The sequence below is a fragment of the Xanthomonas sp. GW genome, from assembly GCF_014236815.1.
Taxonomy (GTDB): Bacteria; Pseudomonadota; Gammaproteobacteria; order Xanthomonadales; family Xanthomonadaceae; genus Xanthomonas_A.
In genome coordinates this window covers 2947295-2971410 of sequence record NZ_CP051189.1, presented here as the reverse complement: position 1 = coordinate 2971410, position 24116 = coordinate 2947295, and the positions used below count along the sequence as shown (strand labels likewise).

The 24116-nt window shown below is 68.9% G+C and carries 20 protein-coding genes and 2 tRNA genes; 8 read left to right on the top strand and 14 right to left on the bottom strand.

Going from position 1 to position 24116, the window contains the following annotated elements; genetic code table 11:
* The first annotated feature begins 15 nt into the window (after nucleotides 1-15).
* Nucleotides 16-942 (top strand): LysR substrate-binding domain-containing protein, encoded by a 927-nt coding sequence (locus tag HEP73_RS12730; RefSeq protein WP_185820273.1) that lies wholly within the window; start codon nucleotides 16-18, stop codon nucleotides 940-942.
* A 103-nt stretch (nucleotides 943-1045) separates the two neighbouring features.
* Nucleotides 1046-2035 (top strand): DedA family protein/thiosulfate sulfurtransferase GlpE, encoded by a 990-nt coding sequence (locus HEP73_RS12725; RefSeq protein ID WP_185820272.1) that lies wholly within the window; start codon nucleotides 1046-1048, stop codon nucleotides 2033-2035.
* Between the two features lie 80 nt (nucleotides 2036-2115).
* Here HEP73_RS12725 and HEP73_RS12720 read toward each other — a convergent pair.
* The 9 genes from HEP73_RS12720 to HEP73_RS12680 all read right to left on the bottom strand — a co-directional run bounded on the left by HEP73_RS12720 (nucleotide 2116) and on the right by HEP73_RS12680 (nucleotide 8034).
* A tRNA-Arg gene (locus HEP73_RS12720) sits at nucleotides 2116-2192 on the bottom strand.
* Between the two features lie 170 nt (nucleotides 2193-2362).
* Nucleotides 2363-2439, bottom strand: a tRNA-Arg gene (locus tag HEP73_RS12715).
* A 63-nt stretch (nucleotides 2440-2502) separates the two neighbouring features.
* A complete protein-coding gene (locus HEP73_RS12710) occupies nucleotides 2503-3354 on the bottom strand; it encodes an alpha/beta hydrolase family protein (protein WP_185820271.1) in 852 nt (283 codons plus the stop codon).
* Nucleotides 3351-4160: a bifunctional hydroxymethylpyrimidine kinase/phosphomethylpyrimidine kinase gene (thiD, locus tag HEP73_RS12705; protein ID WP_185813053.1), complete on the bottom strand. Its 810-nt coding sequence runs from the start codon at nucleotides 4158-4160 to the stop codon at nucleotides 3351-3353. Before thiD ends, HEP73_RS12710 begins: the two co-directional genes overlap by 4 nt.
* 43 nt (nucleotides 4161-4203) lie before the next feature.
* Complete coding sequence (locus HEP73_RS12700; protein WP_185813052.1) at nucleotides 4204-4872, bottom strand: YoaK family protein; 669 nt, start codon at nucleotides 4870-4872, stop codon at nucleotides 4204-4206.
* A 69-nt stretch (nucleotides 4873-4941) separates the two neighbouring features.
* Complete coding sequence (locus tag HEP73_RS12695) at nucleotides 4942-5436, bottom strand: hypothetical protein (RefSeq protein WP_185820270.1); 495 nt, start codon at nucleotides 5434-5436, stop codon at nucleotides 4942-4944.
* Nucleotides 5433-6833, bottom strand: coding sequence for a PhoH family protein (locus tag HEP73_RS12690; protein ID WP_185813050.1), 1401 nt, complete (start codon nucleotides 6831-6833; stop codon nucleotides 5433-5435). The genes HEP73_RS12695 and HEP73_RS12690 overlap by 4 nt, the downstream gene beginning before the upstream one ends.
* An 84-nt stretch (nucleotides 6834-6917) precedes the next feature.
* Complete coding sequence (locus HEP73_RS12685; protein ID WP_009604221.1) at nucleotides 6918-7397, bottom strand: peroxiredoxin; 480 nt, start codon at nucleotides 7395-7397, stop codon at nucleotides 6918-6920.
* A gap of 61 nt (nucleotides 7398-7458) precedes the next feature.
* Nucleotides 7459-8034, bottom strand: a complete 576-nt coding sequence (locus HEP73_RS12680) for a glycine cleavage system transcriptional repressor (RefSeq protein WP_003475101.1) — start codon at nucleotides 8032-8034, stop codon at nucleotides 7459-7461.
* A gap of 162 nt (nucleotides 8035-8196) precedes the next feature.
* Between HEP73_RS12680 and dapA the strand changes: the two genes are divergently transcribed.
* Together dapA and HEP73_RS12670 are read left to right on the top strand one after the other, a co-directional pair.
* On the top strand, nucleotides 8197-9105 hold the full coding sequence (gene dapA / locus HEP73_RS12675; RefSeq protein WP_185820269.1) for a 4-hydroxy-tetrahydrodipicolinate synthase: 909 nt from the start codon (nucleotides 8197-8199) through the stop codon (nucleotides 9103-9105).
* Between the two features lie 18 nt (nucleotides 9106-9123).
* The gene (locus HEP73_RS12670) at nucleotides 9124-9657 is read left to right on the top strand and encodes a hypothetical protein (RefSeq protein WP_185813048.1); all 534 of its coding nucleotides are present in this window, start codon (nucleotides 9124-9126) and stop codon (nucleotides 9655-9657) included.
* A 200-nt stretch (nucleotides 9658-9857) separates the two neighbouring features.
* Here HEP73_RS12670 and fdxA read toward each other — a convergent pair whose 3' ends face one another.
* From fdxA to HEP73_RS12645, 5 genes are all read right to left on the bottom strand, one after another.
* A complete protein-coding gene (fdxA, locus tag HEP73_RS12665; RefSeq protein ID WP_003475089.1) occupies nucleotides 9858-10181 on the bottom strand; it encodes a ferredoxin FdxA in 324 nt (107 codons plus the stop codon).
* Between the two features lie 151 nt (nucleotides 10182-10332).
* The gene (locus HEP73_RS12660) at nucleotides 10333-11232 is read right to left on the bottom strand and encodes a 2-dehydro-3-deoxygalactonokinase (protein WP_185820268.1); all 900 of its coding nucleotides are present in this window, start codon (nucleotides 11230-11232) and stop codon (nucleotides 10333-10335) included.
* The gene (locus tag HEP73_RS12655; protein WP_185820267.1) at nucleotides 11229-12152 is read right to left on the bottom strand and encodes an SMP-30/gluconolactonase/LRE family protein; all 924 of its coding nucleotides are present in this window, start codon (nucleotides 12150-12152) and stop codon (nucleotides 11229-11231) included. Before HEP73_RS12655 ends, HEP73_RS12660 begins: the two co-directional genes overlap by 4 nt.
* 8 nt (nucleotides 12153-12160) lie before the next feature.
* Complete coding sequence (gene dgoD / locus HEP73_RS12650) at nucleotides 12161-13312, bottom strand: galactonate dehydratase (protein ID WP_185813045.1); 1152 nt, start codon at nucleotides 13310-13312, stop codon at nucleotides 12161-12163.
* Nucleotides 13309-13929, bottom strand: a complete 621-nt coding sequence (locus HEP73_RS12645) for a 2-dehydro-3-deoxy-6-phosphogalactonate aldolase (protein WP_185813044.1) — start codon at nucleotides 13927-13929, stop codon at nucleotides 13309-13311. Before HEP73_RS12645 ends, dgoD begins: the two co-directional genes overlap by 4 nt.
* Nucleotides 13930-14261: 332 nt before the next feature.
* Between HEP73_RS12645 and HEP73_RS12640 the strand changes: the two genes are divergently transcribed.
* From HEP73_RS12640 to HEP73_RS12625, 4 genes are all read left to right on the top strand, one after another.
* Entirely contained in the window at nucleotides 14262-15221 is a 960-nt protein-coding gene (locus HEP73_RS12640; RefSeq protein WP_185813043.1) for a LysR substrate-binding domain-containing protein, read from the top strand.
* A gap of 461 nt (nucleotides 15222-15682) precedes the next feature.
* A complete protein-coding gene (locus HEP73_RS12635) occupies nucleotides 15683-18535 on the top strand; it encodes a TonB-dependent receptor (RefSeq protein ID WP_185820266.1) in 2853 nt (950 codons plus the stop codon).
* Nucleotides 18536-18905: 370 nt separating this feature from the next.
* Nucleotides 18906-21638 (top strand): TonB-dependent receptor, encoded by a 2733-nt coding sequence (locus HEP73_RS12630; protein WP_185820265.1) that lies wholly within the window; start codon nucleotides 18906-18908, stop codon nucleotides 21636-21638.
* 143 nt (nucleotides 21639-21781) lie between these two features.
* Complete coding sequence (locus HEP73_RS12625; protein WP_185820264.1) at nucleotides 21782-24007, top strand: cellulase; 2226 nt, start codon at nucleotides 21782-21784, stop codon at nucleotides 24005-24007.
* Nucleotides 24008-24116 lie beyond the last annotated feature (109 nt).

Below are 24116 nucleotides of genomic sequence, written 5' to 3'. Positions count from 1 at the left end.
CATCGAAAAATTCGAATGCTCAAGATCAGCCTCGACGCGCTGCAGATCATCGACGCCATCGACCGCCGCGGCTCGTTCTCGGCGGCCGGCAAGGCGCTGTACAAGGTGCCGTCCACGATTTCCTACACGGTGGCCAAGCTGGAGGAAGACCTGGGCGTGCAGCTGTTCGACCGCCTGGGGCCGAAGGTGGCGCTCACCGCGGCCGGGGCCGAGTTGCTGCGCGAGGGTCGGCACCTGCTGCGCGCGGCCGGCGATCTGGAGCTGCGGGTACGCCGTGTCGCCTCCGGCTGGGAGACCGAGTTCGCGCTGGGCGTGGATTCGGTGTTCGCGCCGGACTGTCTGGCCGAGCACATCGCCGCGTTTTACGCGGTCGCCGACCGGACCCGGCTGCGGATCGTGCAGGAATCGCTGTCCGGCACCTGGGAGGCGCTGCTGGACCGGCGCGTGGACCTGCTGGTCGGCGCGGCCGGGGAGGGGCCCAGCGGTGGCGGCTATGTGGCCGAAGCGTTCGGCACGCTGCCGTTCGTGTTCGTGGTCGCGCCCACCCATCCGCTGGCGCAGGAAGCCGAGCCGCTGGGCCGCAGTCAGTTGGCCGAGCATCGCGCGATCGCGGTCGCCGATTCGGCGCGGCGGCTGCTGCCGCGCACGGTCGGGCTGCTGTTCGGCCAGGACGCGTTGACCGTGCCGGACATGCGCAGCAAGTACCTGCTGCAGGTGGCCGGGCTGGGCTTCGGTTTCCTGCCCGAACCCTACGCGCGGGCGGCGCTGGCGCGCGGCGCGCTGCTGCGCAAGCAGGTCGAGGAGCCGAAGCCGGACGAGGTGTTCCAGTTGGCGTGGCGCAGCGGCGAGGAGGGCGCGGCGCTGGCCTGGTGGCGCGCGCGCATGCGCCAGTCCGGGGTGTTCGAGGCGTGGCTGGCGCGGCTACAGGCGCGATTGGACTGAGCGTGGGCGGGTCTGTTCCGCTGGTGGTGCGCCATTGCCCGCACCGGCTGGCGATACCGGGAGGATAATGGCGCATCCCCTTTTTCCAGGCGCAGGCACGGCCATGCAGGAACTGATCGCGCGTTACGGCCTGGGCCTGGTCTTCGTCAACGTGCTGGCGTTGTCGCTGGGGCTGCCGGTGCCGGCCCTGCCGACCCTGATCCTGGTCGGTGCGACCTATGCGCTGCTCGACGGCAGCGCGGTGTGGAGCAGCCTGCTGGCCGCGTTGTCGGTGTCGATCGTGGCCAGCCTGATCGGCGACCTGGTCTGGTTCGGCGCCGGCCGCCGCTACGGCAACCGCACGCTACAGTCGCTGTGCCGCCTGTCGCTGTCGCGCGATACCTGCATGAAGCAGACCGAGCGCTTCTACACGCGCTGGGGCGTGCGCGTGCTGGCGGTGGCCAAGTTCGTGCCCGGCCTGTCGATGGTATCGGTGCCGATGGCCGGGGCGATGCGGGTGCGGCCGGGCGCGTTCCTGCGCTACGACGCGCTGGGCGCGGCGCTGTGGGCCGGTTGCGGGCTGCTGCTGGGCCTGGCGTTCGCCGACCAGGTGCAGGACGTGCTCGACTGGCTGAGCCTGCTCGGTACGCGCGCGGTGCTGCTGCTGGCGGGCCTGCTCGTGCTCTATATCGGCTATCGCGCGTGGCGCCGGCATGCGCTGCTGAAGTCGATGGAGACGTTGCGCATCGACGTCGACGAACTGTACGCGCTGATGCAGGGCGAGGCGGTGCCGGTGCTGCTGGACATCCGCGCGCCGGGCTATCGGGCGATCGAGCCGTTCGCGATTCCTGGTGCGCTGGAGGTGGACGATCGGCGCATCGACGCCATCGTCGCGGCGTTGCCGCGCGATCGCAAGATCGTCATCTACTGCGCCTGTCCGAACGAGGTGTCGGCGGCGGTGCTGGCCACGCGCCTGCGCCAGCGTCACTACGAGGACGTGGTGCCGCTGCGTGGCGGGCTGGATGCGTGGCGTGCGGCTGGCTATGCGGTGATCGAACTGGGCGGCGCCGTGGCGGCGCAGGCGCCCGACATCGGCGGTAAGGTCGCCGCGTAAGCGCGCGCTTGCGGCGCGGGCAGAGGCAAACGGAAGGGCAAAAAAAACGACAAGCGCAGGCTTGTCGTTTTTCATCTGACTGGTGCGCCCGGAGAGATTCGAACTCCCGACCGCCTGGTTCGTAGCCAGGTACTCTATCCAACTGAGCTACGGGCGCGTCGTCAGGCGCGGGATTATTCCCGAGTTCTGCCGATTCGTCTACAGCGGCGTGCGCCGATGTGCAAAAGCGCCGTCTGGCTGCGCGCAACATTGCGCTCGCATGCCTGCAAATGGCTGGCGAACACGCAAAAAAAAACGACAAACCGAGTTTGTCGTTTTTTATCTGACTGGTGCGCCCGGAGAGATTCGAACTCCCGACCGCCTGGTTCGTAGCCAGGTACTCTATCCAACTGAGCTACGGGCGCGTCGTCAGGAGCGGAATTATTACCGAGTCGTCCGGACCCGTCAATGCCCTTCGCGGAAAAAATTCAGTCTGCGCTGCCGAGCAGGGCCTGGGCCACGGCCGCCGGCCGCTTCATCCAGGCGAAATGGTCGGCCGCGGTGCCGAGCTGCGCCGCATCCAGCGAGCGCAGATCGAGCGTGCGCGGCGCCATTTTGCGCAGCAGGGCGCGCAGCGAGGTTTGCGGCGCCATCCAGTCGTCCTGCAGCAGCACGCCGCGCACCGGTGCGCTCAACTGCGCCAGCAGCGTTTCCAGGTCCGCCGCCATGCCTGCGGCCGCATAGCGGTCGCTCAGGCCCACCCGCGCCCAGTCCGCGATCAGCGAGCGCGCTTCGGTCCCGCCGAAGCCGAGCCTGCGCCCATGCAGCACGCCCTGGCGCTGCGCCAGCCACGGCAGGAAGCGGTATGCCAGCGGCAACAGATACCGGCGCGGCGCGGCGAAATGGCGCCAGTACGGCGTGCCGCTGGCGACCAGCCACAGCTGGGCGAAGGCCTGCGGATGCAGCGCGGCGTAGCAGCAGGCGATCTGCCCGCCGAGGCTGTGGCCGCCGATGGCCGGCGGCAGCGCGCTGTGCCGCGCGATCGCGGCGTGGCTGGCCGGCAGGTCCTCGCACAGCAGTTGCCGGTAGCCCCAGTCCTGCGTGCGCGACGGGCGCAGCGTGCTGCTGCCGTTGCCGCGCCATTCGTGCAGGAACACCGCCACGCCCTGCGCGGCCAGCGCTTCGGCGAACGGCAGGTAGTGGCGCGCGGCCACGCCGAGCGCGGGCAGCCACAGCAGCGCCTGGCGCGGCGCCGCAGGGATGCGTGCGAGCAGCGTCCAGCGGTGACCGTCGCCGGCACCGGTCGGCAGCGCCGCGCTCGCCAGCGCGTGCGTGCTCATGCGTGGCGCGCGGCGCCGAAGTGGTCCAGCACCAGCACCTCGCTGCGGCCGGGACGGTAGCCGCCCTGCAGCGCACGGGCGACATAGTCGATCGCCGCCTCGCAGGCCACCGGCAGCGCCAGTCCCTGGCACAGCTGCGCGGCGATCGCCGAGGCGAGGGTGCAGCCGGTGCCGTGCGCCTGCAGCGGCAGCCGCGCATGACTGAATTCGCTGCGGCTGACGCCGTCGTCGTAGCGGTCGATGACCCGATGGCCTTCGTCCAGGTGGCCGCCCTTGAGCAGCACCGCCTGCGCGCCGGCCTCGAGCAGCGCGGCGGTGGCGTGCTCGGCATCGTCGGCGTTCTCGATCGCACGGCCCAGCAGCAGTTGCGCTTCCGGGGTGTTCGGGGTGACTAGTGTCGCCAGCGGCAGCAGGCGACGGCGCAGCGCATCGAGCGCGTCGTCTTCGAGCAGCTTGGCGCCGCTGGTCGCGACCATCACCGGGTCCAGCACCACGAACGGCGGGCGGTATTCCTCCAATGCATCGGCCACCAGGTGAATCACCGCGGCGTTGGCGAGCATGCCGAGCTTGACCGCGCCGATGTCGAAATCGGCGAAGCAGGCGTCGATCTGCGCGCGCAGGAACGCCAGCGGCGGCACGTGCACGGCACTGACCCCGCGGGTGTGCTGTGCGGTCAGCGCGGCGATCGCCGACAGCCCGTGCACGCGATGCGCGGCGAAGGTCTTCAGGTCGGCCTGGATGCCGGCGCCGCCGCCCGAGTCGGTGCCGGCGATGCTCAGTGCGGATACGACGGTGGGTTCGCTCATGCGCCGATTGTGCAGCGCCTGCCGCGGCTTGGCGACCGCGGACTCAGCGCTGTTGGCGGCGGTAGTGCGCCTGCAGCGCGTAGATGGTGCCGACCACGCCGGTCAGCAGCGCCGGCGCCAGCAGCGCATCGAAGCCGACATGGCGGTAGGCCCAGGCGCCGAGCACGCCGCCGAGCAGGAAGCCGCCGATGATCAGCAGGCTCAGGCGGATGCGCCGCCGCGGCAGCGGCAGGCCGCGCAAGGCCTGGCCCAGGCCGATGCCCAGGTCGGTGAACATGCCGGTCAGGTGGGTGGTGCGCACCACCGCGCCGCTGTAGGTGGTGGTCATCGCGTTCTGCAGGCCGCAGGCGCTGGCCGCCAACAGCGCACCGAGCAGTTGTTGCTGCTTGAACGCCTGCATCGCCGCCAGCAGCAGCAATGCTTCCAAGGCAAGCGCCACGCCGTAGCGGCGGCCCAGGCGCAGCCGGCTGTCCTGCACCACGATGCCGCTGAGCACGGCGCCGCCGAGGAAAGCCAGCACCACGCCCAGCAGATTGCCGATCACGCGCAGGTCGCCATCGGCCAGCGCCGCGCCGAGCAGGGTGGTGGTGCCGGTCAGGTGGGTCACCGCCTGGTGTTCGAAGCCCAGGTAGCCGACCACGTTGACCATGCCGGCGACGCAGGCCAGCGCGCCGGCGAACGCCCAGGCCCAGCGCGGCAGTTCGAAGTTCATGCGCCGCGGCGGCGCCGCCGCGCGGCGCGCGACGGGCTGGGCGAGGGCGGCCGGCGCATGCGCCGCGGCCTATTTCGCGCCGTTGACGGCGATCTCGGAGAACGTGCCGCTGGCCGGATCGAACACCGCGCCCCAGAAGCTGCCGCCGCCACCGCACACGCGCACCGCATCGACGCTGGGATCCAGCTCGCTGTCGTCGCGCGGCTTGAATGCGTTGACGTAGATCGCCTGCTTGCCGCGGTAGAGGATGCCGACGTACTGGCGGTCGTAGCTGCCTGGATCGGCGATCGCGGGCTGCAGTTGCGCCAGCCGCGTTTCCAGCTGCGCGATCTGCTCCACGCTCGGCGCCCAGTAGCCGCTCACCGCGCCGTCGTGGCGCGCCGGGCTGTCGCGCGAACAGGTGTCGAGCACCTGCGCGGCGGTGCTGTTGCGGGTGACGATCCACGACTGACCGGCCTTGATCGCGGTCGGCACGCTGGCCGGCCCGCGCGTGGTGGTACACGCGCCGAGCAGGGCCAGGGCCAGCGCGGCGCCGCCGAGGCGGCGTGCGCTGGCGGCGTTCACAGCACCTCCGAGGCGTAGTCGGCCAGGCGCGAGCGCTCGCCGCGGCGCAGGGTGACGTGCGCGCTGTGCGGCCAGGCCTTGAACCGGTCCACCGCATAGGTCAGGCCCGAGGTGGTCTCGGTCAGGTACGGCGTGTCGATCTGCTCGACGTTGCCCAGGCACACGATCTTGGTCCCGGGACCGGCACGGGTGATCAGCGTCTTCATCTGCTTCGGGGTCAGGTTCTGCGCTTCGTCCAGGATCAGGTAGCGCGACAGGAAGGTGCGTCCGCGCATGAAGTTCATCGAGCGGATCTTGATTCGGCTGGCGAGCAAGTCGTTGGTCGCCGCGCGGCCCCAGGCGCCGCCTTCCTGGTTGTGGGTCAGCACTTCCAGGTTGTCGGTCAGCGCGCCCATCCACGGCGTCATCTTCTCTTCCTCGGTGCCGGGCAGGAAACCGATGTCCTCGCCGACGCTGACCGTGGCGCGGGTCATGATGATCTCGCGATAGCGCTGCTGGTCCATGGTCTGCGCCAGGCCCGCCGCCAGCGCCAGCAGGGTCTTGCCGGTGCCGGCGGTGCCGAGCAGGGTGACGAAGTCGATCTCCGGGTCCATCAGCGCGTTGAGCGCGAAGTTCTGCTCGCGGTTGCGCGCGGCGATGCCCCACACCGCGTGCTGGCCGCTGCGGAAATCGTCGACCAGCGCCAGCGTCGCCTTGCGCTCGCCGCTGACCTTGACCACGCGCAGTTCCACTTCGTCGTCGCCGGGCAGGTACAGGTACTGGTTCGGATGCCAGTCCTCGTCGTCGGCCAGCGCGATCTCGTAGCAGGTGCGGCCGCGGTCGCTCCAGCTGCGCAGGTCCTGGTTGTGCTTCTGCCAGAAATCCTCCGGCAGCTCGATCGCGCCGGTATACAGCAGGCTGAAATCGTCGAGCGCGCGGTCGTTCTCGTAGTCTTCGGCGCTCAGGCCGCTGATCGCCGCCTTGATTCGCAGGTTGATGTCCTTGGACACCAGGATCACCGGCGTTTCCGGGCCGTCCTCGCGCAGCGCCAGCACCGCGGCCAGGATCTTGTTGTCCGGCGCCACGGTGCCGAAGCTGCGCCCGGGCTCGACCGGGCGGGTCTGGAAGTACAGCCGGCCGATGCTGCCGCTGCTCTTGAGTTGGATGCCCTGCGGATGGCTGAGCGGGATGCCCGACTCGATCTGCTCGGCGCCGGCGCCCTCGATCAGCTCGTTGAGGAAACGGCTGACCTGGCGCGCGTTGCGGCTGACTTCGGACATGCCCTTCTTGGCGTTGTCCAGCTCCTCGATCACCTGCATCGGCAGGAACACGTCGTGCTCCTCGAACTTGAACAGCGCGGTCGGGTCGTGCATCAGCACGTTGGTATCCAGCACGTAGATGCGCTTGCCTCGGGTCATCGTGGATTCCTGGGAATGGGACAGGGAAAGACCATCACCGCCTGCGCGGGGCAGGGTGATGCGACGTGCGGGAAACGCGAATGATCACTGCTGGGCGGCGGCCTGCAGTGCGTCGAACACGGCCTGGGCGTGGCCGGGTACCTTGACCTTGCGCCAGCTGCGCAGCAGCCGGCCCGAAGGCGAGATCAGAAAGGTGCTGCGCTCGATGCCGAGCACCTGGCGGCCATACATGTTCTTTTCCTTGATCACGTCGAACGCGCGGCACAGGGCCTCGTCGGCGTCGCTGACCAGCGGGAAGCGGAATCCCTGCTTGGCGCAGAAGTTGTCGTGCGACTTCAGCGAATCGCGCGAGACGCCGAGCACGGCGGCGTTGGCCTGCTCGAACTGCGGCAGCAGCGCGTTGAAGTCGATGCCCTCGGTGGTGCAGCCGGGGGTGCTGTCCTTCGGATAGAAATACAGCACCAGCCAGCGGCCGGCGTAATCGCCGAGCGTGGCGCTGGCGCCGCCGGACAACGCCAGCGGCAATGCCAGCGTGGTGCGGTCCAGGGTGTCGCCGTCCTTCATGGGGTGTCCTCCGCGTGCATCGCCATCATCTGCGTTCCACTGCGTCGATGTCCAGCGCGGATCAGAACTTCATCGGGTCCATGATCGCGTCCAGGTTCAGGTGGTCGCAGAACTCGAGGAAATCGTCGCGCAGCGCGGCGATGTGCATGTTCGCCGGCACCCCGATCGTCACCTGCGCCGAGAACATCTCCGCGCCGGTCTGCATCGCGCGGTAGCGGGTGCTCTGCAGGTTCTCGATGGTGATGCCCTGGCGGTCGAAGAAGTCCGCCAGCTGGAACAGGATGCCCGGCTTGTCGGCGGCGATGACCTCGACGATGTAGGGCAGCAGGTTGGACTGCGCCTGCTTGGCGCCGGTGCGGTACCACACCAGCTTCATGCCTTCCTCGCGGTCGAGCCGGGTCAGCATGGCTTCGAGCTTGGCCACCGCGTCCCACGAGCCGGTCGCCAGCGCGGTCACCGACACGTCGCGGCCGACCGTGGCCAGGCGCGCATCGACGAGATTGCAGCCGCTGTCGGCGATACGGCGCGTCACCGGCAACAGCGGCGACTCCGGATGCGTCGTATAGGCGTTGATCAGGAGGTGGTTTTCGGTCGGCGCGGGCCGGGGCGTGGTGTCTGTCAAAGGGGCTTCCGGCATTGCGTAGGATTGCGTAAGGCTGAACGGCGTCCGGGCGGTCGCTCGGTGCAGTATGCAGCATACTTGCCCGCGCTTTCGGGCCGCAAGTAACATGCGGGACGAATCGACGTCCGTGCAGGCCGCACGCGGCCCTTTCTACCTACACAGCGAGCATCAGGCATCTTGTCCCTCTCCGGCATCATCACCGCCCTGGCCACGCCCTTCCAGGGCAATGGCGACCTCGACCTCGACGCCTGGCAGCGGCTGCTCAAACGGCAGCTGGACGGCGGCGTGCAGGGCGTGGTGGTGGCGGGATCGACCGGCGAGGCCGCCACCCTGCTGGACGAAGAGTACGACCTGATCCTGCGCGAGGCGGCGCAGGCGCTCGGCGGGCGCGTGCCGCTGCTGGCCGGCACCGGCCTGTCCGGCACCGCCAAGACCGTCGCGCTGACCCGCCGCGCCGCGGCCAACGGCGCGCAGTACGCGCTGGTGGTGACGCCGCCGTACGTGCGCCCGACCCAGGCCGGCCTGCTCGCGCACTACCTGCAGGTGGCCGAGCAGGGCGGCCTGCCGGTGGTGCTGTACAACGTGCCCGGACGCACCGGCTGCGATCTGCTGCCGGAGACGGTGGCGCAGCTGGCGCAGCATCCGCAGATCGTCGGCATCAAGGAAGCCAGCAGCGACCCGCAGCGCATCGCCGCGCTGCTGGCGTTGCGCAGCGACGGCTTCGCCGTGCTCAGCGGCGACGACGGCAGCGCCGCGCAGGCCATGCTCGGCGGCTACGACGGGCTGATCTCGGTCGCCTCCAACGCCTTGCCGGCCGCCTACCGCCGCCTGTGCGACCTGGCGCGCGCGCGCCAGGCCGAGCCGGCGCAGGCCTGGGACGCGCGCCTGCAGCCGTTCCACGCCTTCTGCGGCATCGAATCCAACCCGATCCCGGTCAAGGCGCTGCTGCAGCGCGCCGGTATCGGCCAGGGGCTGCGGCTGCCGCTGCTGCCGCTGTCCGCGGCGCACCACGCCACGGCCGACCGTCTCGCCACCGACGCAGCCGCGTTGGAAGAACTATCCAGCCGCGAAACGCTCGCGGCCTGACCCTCAGGAGATTTATCGATGCGTGCTTCCGTTCCCTACGTCCGCGTGCTGTCGGCCGCCGTGCTGGCGACCACCATGGTCGCGGCCACCAGCGGTTGCAGCTGGTTCCACAAGGGCAAGCCGCGCGGCGACTATGCGCTGGCTCCCGAAGCGCGTCCGCTGGAAGTGCCGCCGGATCTGACCGCGCCGGACACCTCGGCGGCGATGAAGGTGCCGGCACTGGCCTCGGCCACGCAGCGCCCCGGAGCCAGCAGCGCGCCGGGCCAGGCGCCGGCGGCGTCGAACAGCGGTTTCGTGGTGCCGGGCGCGCGCGATCAGGTGTTCGGCCAGGTCGGCGACGCGCTGGGCGGCATCGAGGGCGTCACCATCGCCAGCCGTGCGCAGGTGCTGGGCTCCTACGACGTGGCCTACGAGGGCAGCAACTTCCTGGTCCGCGTGGTGGCGGTGGATGCCGGCGTGTACGTGTCGGCGGTCGATCCGCGCGGCATGCCGGCCAACGGCGATGCCCCGGTCAAGCTGATCGCGGCGCTGAAGGCCAAGCTCGGCCATTGAGCCGGCGCCGCTGGCCGGCGTTCGCGCCGGCTGTTGCGATAAACAGAGACGGGCGCCGCAGGGCGCCCGTTTCGTTTTGGAGAGGATGCTGGCGCGGTTCCAGGAAACCCTTGTAGCAGCGGCTTCAGCCGCGACAGGCGTTACCGATGGAGCCTGTCGCGGCTGAAGCCGCTCCTACAACAACCGCTCTGCCTCAACGGCTACTTCAGCAGCAGCGGCAGCTTGTTCGGCTTGCCGTCCCACTCGGCGGCGTCGGGCAGCGGTTCCTGGCGCGTGGTCAGCACCGGCCAGGCCTTGGCCAGCTCCGCGTTGAGCGCGACGAAGCCTTCCTGACCGGCCGGCACGTCGTCCTCGGGATAGATCGCGTTGGCCGGGCACTCCGGCTCGCACAGGGTGCAGTCGATGCACTCGTCCGGATCGATCACCATGAAATTGGGACCCACGTGGAAACAATCCACGGGACACACTTCCACGCAGTCGGTGTATTTGCACTTGATGCAGTTTTCGGTGACGACAAAAGGCATGGTTCGATCCGGCGGTTAAGCGCGCAATTCTAAAGCAGTCGGCGCCGGTGCGTGGAGAACGCGTGGTGGCGGTGGCGGCGCGGGTCCCGCCGCGCCGCGGCCGGCAGGCCGTGCGGCACGGCTTGTAGGTGGCGCCGGGGGCGTGCGGGGATCAGTCGCCGATACCGCCGTGGCGTTGCGCCAGGCGGTACAGGCCGCGTGCGGCGAGGTCTTCCGGATGGCTGTGGACCGCGCTGCCCAGCGCGCGCAGCGCATGCGCGTAGCGGTTCAGCAGGCCGCTGCCGCCGATCAGGTGCACGCTCGGCGCCAGCGGCAGGCGCGCGCGCAGTTCGTGGCCGATCAGCAGGCCGGACAGGTAGGACGGCGCGGCGGCCGCGCTCAGCCGCTCGAACAGGCCCAGGCTGCGCACGCCGAACAGGTGGTGCAGCAGGCCGCCGGACTCGCCGCTGCGCTGCAGGCCGGCGTCGAAGCCGGTCTCGTCGAAATGCCCGTCGTCGGCATCCATCAATCGCGCCAACAGGCTGTGCTGGCGCAGCAGCGCGTACAGCTCGCCGGTCATCATCGTGGCCAGGGCGGCGATGCGGCCGTGTTGCAGATCGACCCATTTGCTGTGGGTGCCGGGCAGGCACACGCTGTGGCCGGCTGCGCCCGGTGCGTCCTGCGCGAGCACGTCGAGCAGCCCGATCAGCTGGGTCTCCTCACCGCGCATCACGTCCGGCACCGCCTCGGCGCTGCTGGCCACGCCGGGCACGAACCACAGCGTGCGCCCGGGCAAGGCCGGGTCGTGCAGCGGCTGCATCGCCGCGGCCAGCGCGTCGGCGTCGGCCGGGCAGGGCGCGTAGGGCAGTTCGATCCAGCCGTTGCGGCTGCCGATCATGCCGCACAGCACCACGTCGCCGGGCCAGCCGTCGATCAGCGCCGCCAGGGTCGCGGCGAAGCGGCCCTGGCAGGCGCCGATGCCCTGGTCGCTGCGGCGTTGCTCGAGCACGCGGCCATCGGCTGCGAGCCGGTAGCCGCGCAGGCTGCTGGTACCCCAATCGATGGCGATCATGCGCTGGCGATACGTCCTTCGGGCAGGCCGGCGACGCCGACCGCGGCGACGAACAGGCCGCCGGCCTGCGGCGTGCTCAACAGTTCGTCGTCGGCGTGGTCCATGCGCGAGGTGCTCAGGTACAGAGTGCGGCCGTCGGCGCCGCCCAGCGCCGGGCAGGTGGGATGCTTGACCGGCAGCGCGACGCTGCGTTCGACGCTGCCGTCGGGCCGGTAGCGGACCACGCGCCAGGCGCGCCATTGCGCGTTCCACAGGTGGCCTTCGGCATCGACGATGGCACCGTCGGGTTCGGCGCCGGGGTGGTCGAGTTCGGCGAACACGCGGCTGTTGCCGGTCTGCGCGCTGGCGGCGTCGTAGTCGCAGCACAGGATCTGTGGGCGCACCGAGTCGCAGTAGTACAGGGTGCGACCGTCGGCGCTGAAGCAGATCGCGTTGGGGATCGCCACGCCGGGCAGCGGCAGGCGGCGCAGGCCGTGGCGCGCGGACCACTGGTAGAAGCTGCCGACCGGGGCCTGGTCGGCGCGCTCGCTCATGGTGCCGAACACGAAGTTGCCGTGGCGGTCGGCGCGGCCGTCGTTGGCGCGGGTGTCGTCGCGCTCCGGTTCCAGGTCGGCGAGCTTGTGCAGCGGCAGGTCGCTCGCGTCGGCGGCGCTGGCATCGGGATCGGCGGCGTACACGCCCTTGGCCAGCGCCAGCAGCAGGCGGCCGTCGTCGAACAGGCCCAGGCAGCCGGGGCGATCAGGCAGGGCCCAGTGCCGCGTGGCGCCGCTGGCCGGGTCGTGGCGCCACAGCTGGCGTCCGTCGATGTCGACCCAGAACAGCGCTTGCCGGCGTTCGCACCAGACCACGCCTTCGCCGTGGGTACAGCGGCTGTCCACCGCCAGCGTGGCGGTGTGGGCGGGGGAGGACGTAGCGTTCATGGACTCACTCACCATTCGGCGATGCTGCCGTCGGCGTGGCGCCAGACCGGATTGTGCCAGTCGGGCGGATTTTCGTTGGCATGGCGCAGGCGCTCCTCGTCGATTTCCACGCCCAGGCCGGGCTTGGGCAGTGCGGCGATGCTGCCGCTGTCGTCGCAGGCGAAGTCTTCCTTGTTGATCACGTAGTCGAGCAGGTCGGCGCCTTCGTTGTAGTGGATGCCGATGCTCTGTTCCTGCAGCACCGCGTTGTGCGAGACGAAATCGACCTGCAGGCAGGCCGCCAGCGCGACCGGGCCGAGCGGGCAGTGCGGGGCCAGGCCGACGTCGTAGGCGTCGGCCATGCTGGCGATCTTCAGGCATTCGGTGATGCCGCCGGCATGCGACAGGTCCGGCTGCAGCAGCGACAGGCCGCCGGCCTGCAGCACCGGCTTGAAGTCGAAGCGCGAGAACATGCGTTCGCCGGCCGCAAGCGGGATCGGCGTGGACGCGGCCAGGCGCGGATAGTATTCGGCCAGTTCCGGCAGCACCGGTTCCTCGACGAACAACGGCTTGAACGGCTCCAGTTCGCGCAGCAGCACGCGCGCCATCGGCGCGGCGACGCGGCCGTGGAAATCGATGCCGAAGTCGATGCTGGTGCCGAACGCCTCGCGGATCTGCGCGACCTTGGCCACTGCGGCGTCCACCGCGCGCGGCCCGTCGATCAGCTTCATTTCCTCAGTGCCGTTGAACTTGAAGGTGTCGAAGCCCAGCTCGCGGTAGCCCTGGATCTGCGCGATGGTCGCCGACGGGCGGTCGCCGCCGACCCAGCGATAGGTCTTCATGCGGTCGCGCACCAGCCCGCCGAGCAGTTCGTACACCGGCACGCCCAGCGCCTTGCCCTTGATGTCCCACAGCGCCTGGTCGATGCCGGCGATGGCGCTCATCAGGATCGGGCCGCCGCGGTAGAAGCCGCTGCGGTACAGCAGTTGCCAGATGTCGTTGATCCGCGACGGATCCTTGCCGATCAGATAGCCGCTCAGCTCGTGCACCGCGGCGTCGACGCTGCGCGCGCGGCCCTCGATCACCGGTTCGCCCCAGCCGGTGATGCCTTCGTCGGTTTCGATCTTCAGGAACAGCCAGCGCGGCGCGGCGTGATAGGTGGTGAGGCGAACGATCTTCATGCGTGGTCCAAGTAGGCTTGGCGGAAGGCGGCGGCCTGCGCCTGGGTCTGCGCCAGCGCCTGCCCGGGCCGGTACAGTTCGCCGCCGATGCCGGCGCCGATCGCGCCGGCGGCCAGGTAGTCGCGCAGCGTGTCGGTGTTGACTCCGCCGACCACGAACAGCGGCACCGTCGGCGGCAGCACCGCGCGCAACGCGCGCAGGTGGCCGGGGCCGTAGGTGGCGGCCGGGAACAGCTTGAGCATCTGCGCGCCGGCGTCGAGCGCGTCGAAGGCTTCGCTGGCGGTGGCGAAGCCGGCCACCACCTGCAGGCCGCGCGCGACCGCATGGCGGATCACCGGCGGCCGCGTGTTCGGGGTGACGATGAAGCGCGCGCCGAGATCTGCGAGGGTGTCGACGTCGGCGATCTTCAGCACGGTGCCGCCGCCGATCCAGCAACGCTGGCCGAACGCCTGCACCGCCGCGCCGATGCTGTCGGCCCAGCGCGGCGAGTTGAGCGGGATCTCGATCGCGTCGTAACCGGCCTCGGCCAGCGCGCCGACATGGTCCAGCGCGTCGTCGGGGGTGAGGCCGCGCAGGATCGCGATCAGGGGAAACTGGAACGGGGAGACGGCGGACATCGGCTTACCTGGCAACGTGCGTGGAGCGAAAGGCGTCCACTGCGACGTCGTCATCGCGCGGCCGCAGTGGCGCGCAGGTGAGCGACCGTCCCGTTGGCGACGAACGGGCGGACGCCATCGACCGGTGCGCTGGCGGATCGTCCTGCTCATCGACGCTGGCGCGGTGCGCCGGCGCCTTCACGAGGCGGGTGTGGCGGTGGGACGGCGTCGCGGCCGGAGTCGCGACTGGCCGATAGCCTGCGCGCGCGAAGATATGCTCGGCAAATGAAATTTTAGACATATGCTATTCCGGTGGTGAATACGCATCTTCTCGCTCAGGACGCTTTCCGTTTATGACCGCTGCCGCCAATCCCTGGTTCAACGCCGCCCGCCTCAAGACCCGGCATCTGTTGCTGCTGCTGCAGTTGCACGAGCACCGCTCGGTGCTGCGTGCGGCCGAGGCGGCGAGCATGACCCAGCCGGCGGCGTCCAAGCTGCTGGCGGAAATGGAGGATCTGCTTGGGGTCAAGCTGTTCGAGCGGCATGCGCGCGGGGTGGAGCCGACCTGGTACGGGCAGGTGCTGATCCGCCGCGCGCGTTCGGCGATGTCGGAGATCGGTCGCGCGCAGGAGGAGATCGCGGCGCTGCGCGAGGGGCGCATGGGCCAGGTCTCGATAGGCACCGTGGTCAATCCGGGCACCAACCTGGTGCCGCAGGCGATCGCCGAGGTCAAGCGCGAGTTCCCCGGCATCCTGGTACGGGTGGAAATGGACTACAGCCGGCCGCTGGTGGCCAAGCTGCTGGACGGCCAACTCGACATCGTCATCGGCCGCATCCTCGGCCCGTACGGCGGCGACGAACTGGAGTTCGAGCCGCTGGCCGACGAACCGCATTCGGTGGTGGCGCGCGCCGGGCATCCGCTGTCGGCGCGCACCGACCTGCGCCATGCCGATCTGGCGCGCTACGGCTGGGTGCTGCCACCGGTGGACAGCGTGCTGCGCGCGCGGCTGGACGCGATGTTCATGGAGCACGGCGTGCTGCCCCCGCAGAACGTCATCGAGACCTCGTCGTTGCCGGTGATGACCAGCCTGTTGCGCGGCAGCGACCTGCTGGCGGCGCTGCCGGCCGACGCGGTGGCGCCGTACGTGCAGGCCAAGCTGCTGACCGTGCTGCCGATCGCGCTGGGGGTGCGGATGGAGTCGTTCGGCATCATCCGCCGCCGCGACTACATGCTGCCGCCCGGCGCCGAACGCGTCCTGCTGGCGCTGCGCAACGCGGCCAAGCGCCTGTATCCGGAGCGCGCGTCGGGCTGAGCGGAGACCGCGGAGGCGCCGTCTTCTGATGCCGGGCGGGCGATCGGGCGGAGGGTGTGTCGTGCGTCGTGGGTCGGCGACTGTCGGCATGCGGCGCGGAGCGTGGTTACGTTCGACTCAAGGTCTGCTGCTTCGACCTTTCTAATGCCATCCAGCTAGTCGAAAAAAATATAGCTTGGTGTGAATTTTTCATTTGCTTAACACGAAATTCACTTCTAGGCTCAGTCGATCGTGACCGCTGTCGCGGCGCGCCGCTCATTGCGACGCCCGCCACGCCTAGCGATACGGCAGCGAGCCATTGGCTTGCCGCCGTCACAACCAGCAAGGCGGCGCGTACGCGCGACCGTCATCCGTGTGTGCATGTGTCCTGGGAGGGAAACATCATGTCATCGCGTCACTACCGTGGTCCGGCCTCGCCGACCGCAGCGGTTCGTCATACCTGTCTTTTGCGTCGCTCGGCCATGGCGCTGAGCATCGGCCTGTTGCTCAGCGCGCAGGCGATGGCACAGGACGCCGCGGACAGCAGCAAGAAGAAGAGCTCCGATCCGGTGACCCAGCTCGACGCGATCGAGGTCAAGGGCGTGCGCGCCAGCCTGATCAAGTCGCAGGCGATCAAGCACGATGCCGAGCAGATCGTCGACTCGGTCAGTGCCGAGGACATCGGCGCGCTGCCCGACCGCAGCGTCACCGAGACCCTGCAACGGGTCAGCGGCGTGACCATCGACCATTTCATGGCACGCAATGATCCCGACCATTTCTCCGCCGAAGGCAGCGGCGTGATGATCCGCGGCATGACCCAGGTGCGCGGCGAGCTCAACGGGCGCGACAGCTTCAGCGCCGCCAGTGGCCGCGGACTCAGCTTCGAGGACGTGCCGGCCGAACTGATGGCCGGCGTGGACGTGTACAAGAACCCGTCGGCCGAGATCATCGAAGGCGGCCTCGGTGGCACGGTCAACCTGCGCACGCGCATGCCGTTCGACCAGCCCGGCCGGGTGATGGGCTTCACCGCCGACGAGAACTACGGCGACTTCAGCAAGACCTACAAGCCGTCCGGCTCGTTCCTGTTCAGCGATCGCTGGAACACCGGCGTCGGCGAAATGGGCCTGATGCTGGACGTGGCCTATTCGGAACTGGCCACCCGCAGCGACGGCATCCAGGTGGAGCCGTTCGTGCGGCGTACCGATCCGGCGTTGCTGGCCGGCACCGATTTCGACAAGGTCTACGTGCCCGGCGGCGTCAACTGGCGGCAGCTGGACTTCGAGCGCAAGCGCAAGGGCGTCGCAGGGGCGTTCCAGTGGCGGCCCAGCGACGACACCGAAATCTACGTGCAGTACATGCGTTCCACCTACGACATGAACTGGCAGGAGCGCGCGGCGTTCTTCAACGACGACACCAACGCGATCAGTCCCGCCCCCGGCACCACCTTCACCTACGACGCCGACGGCCGTTTCGTCAGCGGCTCGCCGGTGTCCAGTTCCTGGCGCGGCAACGTCACCGGCAACGATGGCGTGCGCTTCTACACCGACAACCGCTACGCGCAGCAGAGCACCACCACCTCCGACCTGTCCGGCGGCTTCAGCCACAAGCTCACCAGCAACCTGACCGTGCGCGGCGACATGCAGCTGGTGCAGTCGGAAAGCGATTCGCTGGACTTCACCGTGTTCAGTTCGATCTACCTGCCGGGCCTGAACTTCGACCTGAGCAACAAGTACCCGGCGGTGTCGATCGCCGATACCAGCTACACGTCCAACCCCTCCAACTATTTCTGGAGCGCGGCGATGGACCACCTGGCGAAGAACCGCGGCCGCGAACTGGCCACGCGCTTCGACCTGGAATACACCTACGACGACAATCCGTGGCTGCGCACCTTCCGCGCCGGTATCCGCGCCACCGACCGCACCCAGACCAACAAGAACTCCGGTTACAACTGGGGCGTGATCAGCGACAACTGGGCGATGATTCCCGGTACCGCCAACGGGACCGGCCTGGCCGACCTGGCCAGCTATTCGCCGGAGTCCTCGGAGCTGTATTCGTATTCGAACCTGTTCCGCGGCAAGGTCAACGTGCCCAACAGCCTGTACTTCCCCAGCAACGCCGCGGTCAAGGACTATGCCGGCACCTCCAAGCTGATCCAGCAGCTGGTGGCGCTGCGCGGCTGGGGCTGGGCGCCGGACCAGTACCAGTTGCAGGACACCAACCGTCAGTTCGAGCGTACCCAGGCGGCCTATGCGGTGCTGTACTTCGGCAACGACGACGCACTGGGCGTGCCGGTGGACGGTAACGTCGGCGTGCGCATCGTGCAGACCAAGACCGAGGCTACCGGCTACGGCCAGTTCCCTGACCTGTCGGCCACCGCGGGGTCGGACGCGCTCAAGGCGCAGTACACCGGGCAGTACTTCCCCAACAACGCGCAGGGCAGCTACACCAACGTGCTGCCGAGCTTCAACATGCGCTTCAAGTTCTCCGATGCGCTGCAATGGCGCATCGCCGCGTCCAAGGCGATGTCGCGTCCGGACTACACCCAGCTGCAGCCGTATCTGTTGCTGGCGGCGACCACCGAGGACGACGGCACTGTGTCCAAGTGGACCGGCACCGCGGGCAATCCGAACCTCAAGCCGATGAAGGCCAATCAGTACGACACCGCGCTGGAATGGTATTTCGACACCAGCGACATGATGTACCTGACCCTGTTCTACAAGAGCGTCAAGGACTACATCTCCACCCAAACCACCACCGAGACCTACGGCGGCCAGGATTGGCTGGTGACGCGGCCGTTCAACATGTCCAAGGGCCGCATCCGCGGTTTCGAATACGGCTACACGCAGTTCTTCGACTCGCTGCCGGGCTGGCTGAGCGGCTTCGGCGTCAATGCCAACTTCACCTTCGTGGACAGCAGCGGCGGCGTCAATTCCGCGACCGATCCCTACACCCAGACCACCGTCACCGGGGTGAGCCTGCCGCTGGAAGGCCTGTCGCGGCGCAGCTACAACCTCGCCGGCATCTACGAGAAGGGACCGTTGTCGGTGCGCTTGGCCTACAACTGGCGTTCGCGCTACCTGCTGACCGCCAGCGACGTGTCGACCAAGTTGCCGACCTGGTCGGACGACTACGGCCAGCTCGACGCTTCGGTGTTCTATCGGTTCACCCCGCACCTGCAGCTCGGTGTCCAGGCCAACAACCTGACCAATACCGTGACCAAGGTGTTGATGGGGCCGACCTCCTATGCCGACGGCGAGGTCGACAACCACCTGTACACGCGCAGCTGGTTCGTCAACGACCGCCGCTACTCGCTGGTGCTGCGCGGCAACTGGTAAGCGGCATCCGCCAAGGCGTTTTCCTGGCCCGCATGCGCCCCGCGCATGCGGGCTTTTTCGTGCCGCCGCTCCGAAACCGGCGCTGCCGTGGAGGTGCGCCGCTATTCATGGTTGTGCACGTGTTTCGTATGTAAAAAAAGTATAGCTAACTGTAAATATTTCATTGGTTTGCGCGGGCGACTGCGACCTATTCTCACCTCCGAGTCGTGATCGCTTTCGATCGCGTGCGCGTCGCGATCATCCCGTGCGCGTCCGGACTTGCGGCCAGCACTCCATTTCGACCGGTGCGGCCGGACAACTAGAAGCGGCGACGTTGCCCTTGGCGCGATCGCCAGATCGTTTGCACATTGTGTCCTGGGAGGGAAACACCATGTCAGCGCCCCATCACCATTGTCCGCCTGCGCGGACCGTGGCGCCCCGTGCTACCCGTTCGATTTCCGGCTGCGGCGTGCGCCGCTCCGCCATTGCCCTGGCCGTCGCCGCGCTGGTCGCCGCGTCCGCCGCGCAGGCTCAGCAAGCCGAGCAGGCCGCGCCTGCGCAGGCCGACGCTGCCACCACCCAGCTGGATACGGTGCAGGTCAGCGGCACCCGCAGCAGCGTGACCAAGGCGCAGCTGGTCAAGCAGAATTCCGAGCAGATCGTCGACTCGATCGTGGCCGAGGACATCGGCAAGCTGCCCGACAACAACGTCGCCGAGGCGCTGCAGCGCATCTCCGGCGTGCAGATCGCGCGCAACTACGGCGAGGGCAGCAGCATCGCGATCCGCGGCCTGACCCAGGTCCGCACCGAGCTCAACGGCCGCGACATCTTCACCGCCAACGACGGCCGCGGCCTGAGCTTCGAGGACGTGTCGGCGGAACTGCTGGCCGGCGTCAACGTCTACAAGAATCCGTCCGCGGACATGATCGAAGGCGGCCTGGGCGGCACCGTCGACCTGCGCACGCGCCTGCCGTTCGACTACGACGGGCGCAAGATCGCCGGCAGCGTGCAGTACAACCACTACGACCTGGCCGACGACAGCAAGCCGGCGTTCTCAGGCATGTACAGCGACCGCTGGCAGACCGGCATCGGCGAGATCGGCCTGCTGCTGAACTACTCGCAGCAGACCAGCCCGTTCCGCCAGGACACCATCTCCATCGAGCCGTGGTATACGCAGACCGATCTGCCGGGCTACGAAGGCCAGGGCATCTCGGTGCCGCACGGCGCCGGCACCAACACCACGGTCGGCGAGCGCAAGCGCAAGACCGGCGCGTTCGCGCTGCAGTGGCGGCCGAACGACGATGTCGAGGTCACCGCGCAGGTGCTGCGCTCGGACTACGATTTCCGCTGGCACGACTATTCGTTCTTCGCCTACAGCGGGCAGAACCCGATGCAGGGCTACGACGACATCGTGGTCAACGACCGCAACGAGTTCGTCAGCGGTACGTTCCAGAACACCCCGGCCGATTCCAACACCAGCCTGACCGAGCGCCATTCGGTGACCACCGACTACGCGCTGGGCGCCAAGTGGACGGTGTCGCCGAACCTGACCCTGAGCACCGATTTCCAGTACATCGATGCCACCACCAAGGGCACGCGCTACATCCTCGGCACCGGCATGGACACCACGCCGCTGTACACCATCGACTTCCGTGGCGACCTGCCGCGCCTGTCGGTGACCGATGCCGCCGGCAACCCGGGCTATCTGGCCGACCAGGCCAACTACAGCGGCTGGAAGTTCCACCTGGACAACAAGGACGACAACAAGGCAACCGAGTTCGCCTGGCGCAGCGACATGGACCTGGCGTTCGACGACAGTTTCGCGCGCAGCTTCAAGGCCGGCGTGCGCTATACCGACCGCGATGCGCAGAACAAGGGCAACGTGTGGCGCTACATGTACCTGGGGGCGCCGTTCTCGCAATACCCCGATGCACAGGTGATGCAGAATCCGATCACCGATTTCTTCCGCGGCGATTCGCAGACCTTCGGCCCCAGGCTGACCCCGTCCGACGCGCTGGTCGACAACTACGCGCAGGCGTTGTCGGTGTTCGGCGCCTCGCCGCTGACCTTCGCGCCGAACAACATCAACGGCCAGGGCGAGAAGACCTACGCCGCCTACGGCGTGCTGCGCTTCGGCGTGGACAGCGGCGCGATCCCGTTCGACGGCAATATCGGCCTGCGCATCGTGCGCACCAAGGTCGATTCGCAGGGCGTGCGTACCGGCACCGATGCCGAGGGCGGCGGCCTGCTGCCGGTGGACGTGCAGCAGACCTACACCGACGTGTTGCCGAGCCTGAATCTGCGGTGGATGCTCACCGACACGCTGCAGTGGCGCTTCGCCGCTTCGCGCGGCATCTCGCGTCCGGATCTCAACCAGCTCAACCCGAACCTGAGCCTGGGCACTGCCACCGGCAGCGACGGGACCACCCGCCGCACCGGCTCGGCCGGCAATCCCGACCTGCGGCCGATGAAGGCCGACCAGTTCGACACCGCGCTGGAGTGGTACTTCGGCAAGGGCTCGATGATGTACGGCACGGTGTTCTACAAGAAGGTCGACGGCTTCATCGCCGATGCCGTGTTCGAGGAAGTCTATGGCGGCCAGACCTGGGAGATCACCCGTCCGGTCAACGGCAAGGACGGCAGGATCAAGGGCGCGGAGCTGGGCTATACCCAGTTCTTCGATTTCCTGCCGGGCTGGCTGAGCGGCTTCGGCCTGCAGGCCAACTACACCTACGTGGACAGCGAGGCGCCGAGCCCGACCGCCACCGACACCAACGGCCAGGCGCTGACGGTGCCGTTGCAGGGCTTGTCCAAGAACAGCTACAACCTGATCCTCAGCTACGAAATGTCGCGCTTCCAGGCGCGCGTGGCCTACAACTGGCGCAGCGACTGGCTGGTGACCACGGCCGGCAACGGCACCGGCAATCTGCCGGTGTACAACAAGGGCTTCGGCCAGCTCGACGCGTCGGTGCGCTACAACATCGACGACGTGTGGTCGGTGTCGGTGGATGGGGTCAACCTGCTGGATACCCGCAACGAGAGCTACCTGGGCGTGGAATCGCGTTACCGCGACTTCGTGATCAACGACCGTCGCTATGGCCTGACCCTGCGCGCCAGCTTCTGAGCACGGCGCAGTCGATCCGCTCTTGCCCGCGCAGCGTGGCCGGAGCGGGGGCTTTCCTGCCGATGGCGTGGCCGTCGGTTGCAATCGGAGTAGGGCGCACGATGCGGCAACATCGCTTGCTGGGATCCGACGCAGTGCCTGGCATGCCGCAGCGTGCCGGGCGGCTGCGTTTGGCCTGGCGGGCGCTGCTGCTGGGCTTGCTGTGCAGCGCGGTTCCGGCGCTCGCGGCGCCGTCGTTGCCTTACCAGTTTCGCAGCGTCGCCATCGGCGGCGGCGGTTTCGTCAGCGGCCTGTTGTTCCATCCGGCGCAGCAGGGCCTGCTGTATGCGCGTACCGACGTCGGCGGCGCCTACCGCTGGGACGCCGCGTCTGCGCACTGGGTCGCCTTGACCGACTGGCTCGGGCCGGACGACCAGAACCTGATGGGCATCGATGCGTTCGCGATCGACCCGCACGATCCACAGGCGCTGTACCTGGCCGCGGGCACCTATCTGCACCCGCGCGTAGGTAATGCGGCGATCCTGCGTTCGAACGACCAGGGGCGCAACTTCGTGCGCACCGATCTGCCGTTCAAGCTGGGTGGCAACGAACTGGGCCGCGGCAACGGCGAACGGCTCGCGGTCGACCCCAACGATGGCCGCGTGTTGCTGCTCGGCTCGCGCGATGCCGGCCTGTGGCGCAGCGCCGACCGCGGCGCGCACTGGCAGCGGGTGGCGTCGTTTCCGGCGGTGGCCACCGGGCCGTCGGCTAGCGCGGAAAACCATGCCGGACGCCGCCAGCAGGTAGGCATCGCCTTCGTGCTGTTCGACCCGGCCAGCGCCGCCGGCGCTGGCGCTTCGCAACGGATCTACGTCGGCGTGTCCACGCCGGAGCAGAGCGTGTTCGAGTCCGCCGACGGTGGACGCAGCTGGCGGCCGCTGCCGGGGCAGCCGACCGGATTGCGCCCCAGCCACATGGTGCGTTCCAGCGCCGGCATCTACTACCTCAGCTACGGCGACCAGCCGGGTCCGGACCTGATGGCCAACGGCGCGGTCTGGAAGTACGAACCGGCCGCGGCACGCTGGACCGACATCACCCCGGTGCCGCAACCGCGCAGCGGGCCGGGCTTCGGTTGGGGCGCGGTGGCGGTGGACCCGCGCCAGCCGGATACGCTGATCGCCAGCACGTTCCGCCGTTACCAGCCGGGCGAGGACATCTACCGCAGCACCGATGGCGGGCGCAGCTGGGCGCCGCTGTTCCCGCGCTCGCGCTTCGCGCACGACGCGGCGCCGTGGACCGCGCAGGCGCGCCCGCACTGGATGGCGTCGCTGGCGATCGATCCGTTCGACAGCGACCGCGCGCTGTTCGTCACCGGCTACGGCATCTGGGCCTCGCGCAACCTGCGCGCGTTCGATGCCGCCGATGGCGTGGTGCAGTGGTGGTTCGCCGACGCGGGGCTGGAGGAAACGGTGCCGCTGGACCTGCTCAGTCCGGCGCAGGGCGCGCACTTGCTCAGCGCGCTTGGTGACATCGATGGCTTCCGCCACGATCGTCTGGACCGCGCGCAGTCGCAGTTCGCGGGGCCGCGGCTGACCAACGGCGAGAGCATCGATGCCGCCGGCCAGGCGCCGCAGCTGGTGGTGCGCAGCGGCACGCTGCGCGAGCGGCGCGACGGCGAGGTGCGCGCGGCATGGTCGCGCGATGGCGGCGCCAGTTGGACGGCATTCGCCAGCGAGCCGCCGGTGGGCGAGGGCGCCGGGCATATCGCGATCAACGCCGACGGCAGTCGGGTGATCTGGTCGCCGCGCAACGGCGGCAGCGCCTGGGCCAGCGACGACTGGGGCCAGCAGTGGCAGCGCGTGGAAGGCTCCTCGGGCAGCTTGCTGATCGAGGCCGACCGGGTCGATCCGCAGCGCTGGTACGCGGTGGATGCGGCCGGCGGCCGTTTTTCTCTCAGCGAGGACGGCGGCCGCCGGTTTCGCGACAGCGGCGTCGAGGTCGGCGTGCCGTCCGCTGCCGAGCGCACCCGCCCGCAGCTGCGCCCGGATCCGGCGCGTGCCGGCGTGGTCTACCTGGCCAGTCCCAGCCACGGCGTGATGCGCTGGCAGGATGGCAGTCTGACCGTGCTGTCGAAGGTGGACGAGGCGCGGTCGCTGGGCCTGGGCCGGGCGCCGCGCGATGGCGCCGCGCCGATGCTGTTCCTCGCCGGCAGCGTGGACGGCGTCGGCGGGCTGTTCCGTTCCGAAGACGAGGGCAAACACTGGCAGCGGATCGACGACGACGCGCACCGTTTCGGCCGCCCCTATGCCGTTACCGGCGATCCGCGCGTGGTCGGTCGCGTCTACTTCGCCACCGGCGGCCGAGGCATTTTCTATGGCGATGCACCGTAATCTTTGCGGCCAACGCAGCGTCCGCATCCTTGCGCCGGCACGCGCAGGCGGCGCTGCGCCATGCTTCCTCTTGCCGTGCGCGCCGACGCCGGCCGCACCCATCACCCCA

Coding starts and splice junctions, on each gene's coding strand:
- HEP73_RS12730 (WP_185820273.1), top strand. CDS start 16: ATGCTCAAGATCAGCCTCGACGCGCTGCAGATCATCGACGCCATCGAC.
- HEP73_RS12725 (WP_185820272.1), top strand. CDS start 1,046: ATGCAGGAACTGATCGCGCGTTACGGCCTGGGCCTGGTCTTCGTCAAC.
- HEP73_RS12710 (WP_185820271.1), bottom strand. CDS start 3,354: ATGAGCACGCACGCGCTGGCGAGCGCGGCGCTGCCGACCGGTGCCGGC.
- thiD (WP_185813053.1), bottom strand. CDS start 4,160: ATGAGCGAACCCACCGTCGTATCCGCACTGAGCATCGCCGGCACCGAC.
- HEP73_RS12700 (WP_185813052.1), bottom strand. CDS start 4,872: ATGAACTTCGAACTGCCGCGCTGGGCCTGGGCGTTCGCCGGCGCGCTG.
- HEP73_RS12690 (WP_185813050.1), bottom strand. CDS start 6,833: ATGACCCGAGGCAAGCGCATCTACGTGCTGGATACCAACGTGCTGATG.
- HEP73_RS12685 (WP_009604221.1), bottom strand. CDS start 7,397: ATGAAGGACGGCGACACCCTGGACCGCACCACGCTGGCATTGCCGCTG.
- HEP73_RS12680 (WP_003475101.1), bottom strand. CDS start 8,034: ATGCCGGAAGCCCCTTTGACAGACACCACGCCCCGGCCCGCGCCGACC.
- HEP73_RS12670 (WP_185813048.1), top strand. CDS start 9,124: ATGCGTGCTTCCGTTCCCTACGTCCGCGTGCTGTCGGCCGCCGTGCTG.
- fdxA (WP_003475089.1), bottom strand. CDS start 10,181: ATGCCTTTTGTCGTCACCGAAAACTGCATCAAGTGCAAATACACCGAC.
- HEP73_RS12660 (WP_185820268.1), bottom strand. CDS start 11,232: ATGATCGCCATCGATTGGGGTACCAGCAGCCTGCGCGGCTACCGGCTC.
- HEP73_RS12655 (WP_185820267.1), bottom strand. CDS start 12,152: ATGAACGCTACGTCCTCCCCCGCCCACACCGCCACGCTGGCGGTGGAC.
- dgoD (WP_185813045.1), bottom strand. CDS start 13,312: ATGAAGATCGTTCGCCTCACCACCTATCACGCCGCGCCGCGCTGGCTG.
- HEP73_RS12645 (WP_185813044.1), bottom strand. CDS start 13,929: ATGTCCGCCGTCTCCCCGTTCCAGTTTCCCCTGATCGCGATCCTGCGC.
- HEP73_RS12640 (WP_185813043.1), top strand. CDS start 14,262: ATGACCGCTGCCGCCAATCCCTGGTTCAACGCCGCCCGCCTCAAGACC.
- HEP73_RS12635 (WP_185820266.1), top strand. CDS start 15,683: ATGGCGCTGAGCATCGGCCTGTTGCTCAGCGCGCAGGCGATGGCACAG.
- HEP73_RS12630 (WP_185820265.1), top strand. CDS start 18,906: ATGTCAGCGCCCCATCACCATTGTCCGCCTGCGCGGACCGTGGCGCCC.
- HEP73_RS12625 (WP_185820264.1), top strand. CDS start 21,782: ATGCCGCAGCGTGCCGGGCGGCTGCGTTTGGCCTGGCGGGCGCTGCTG.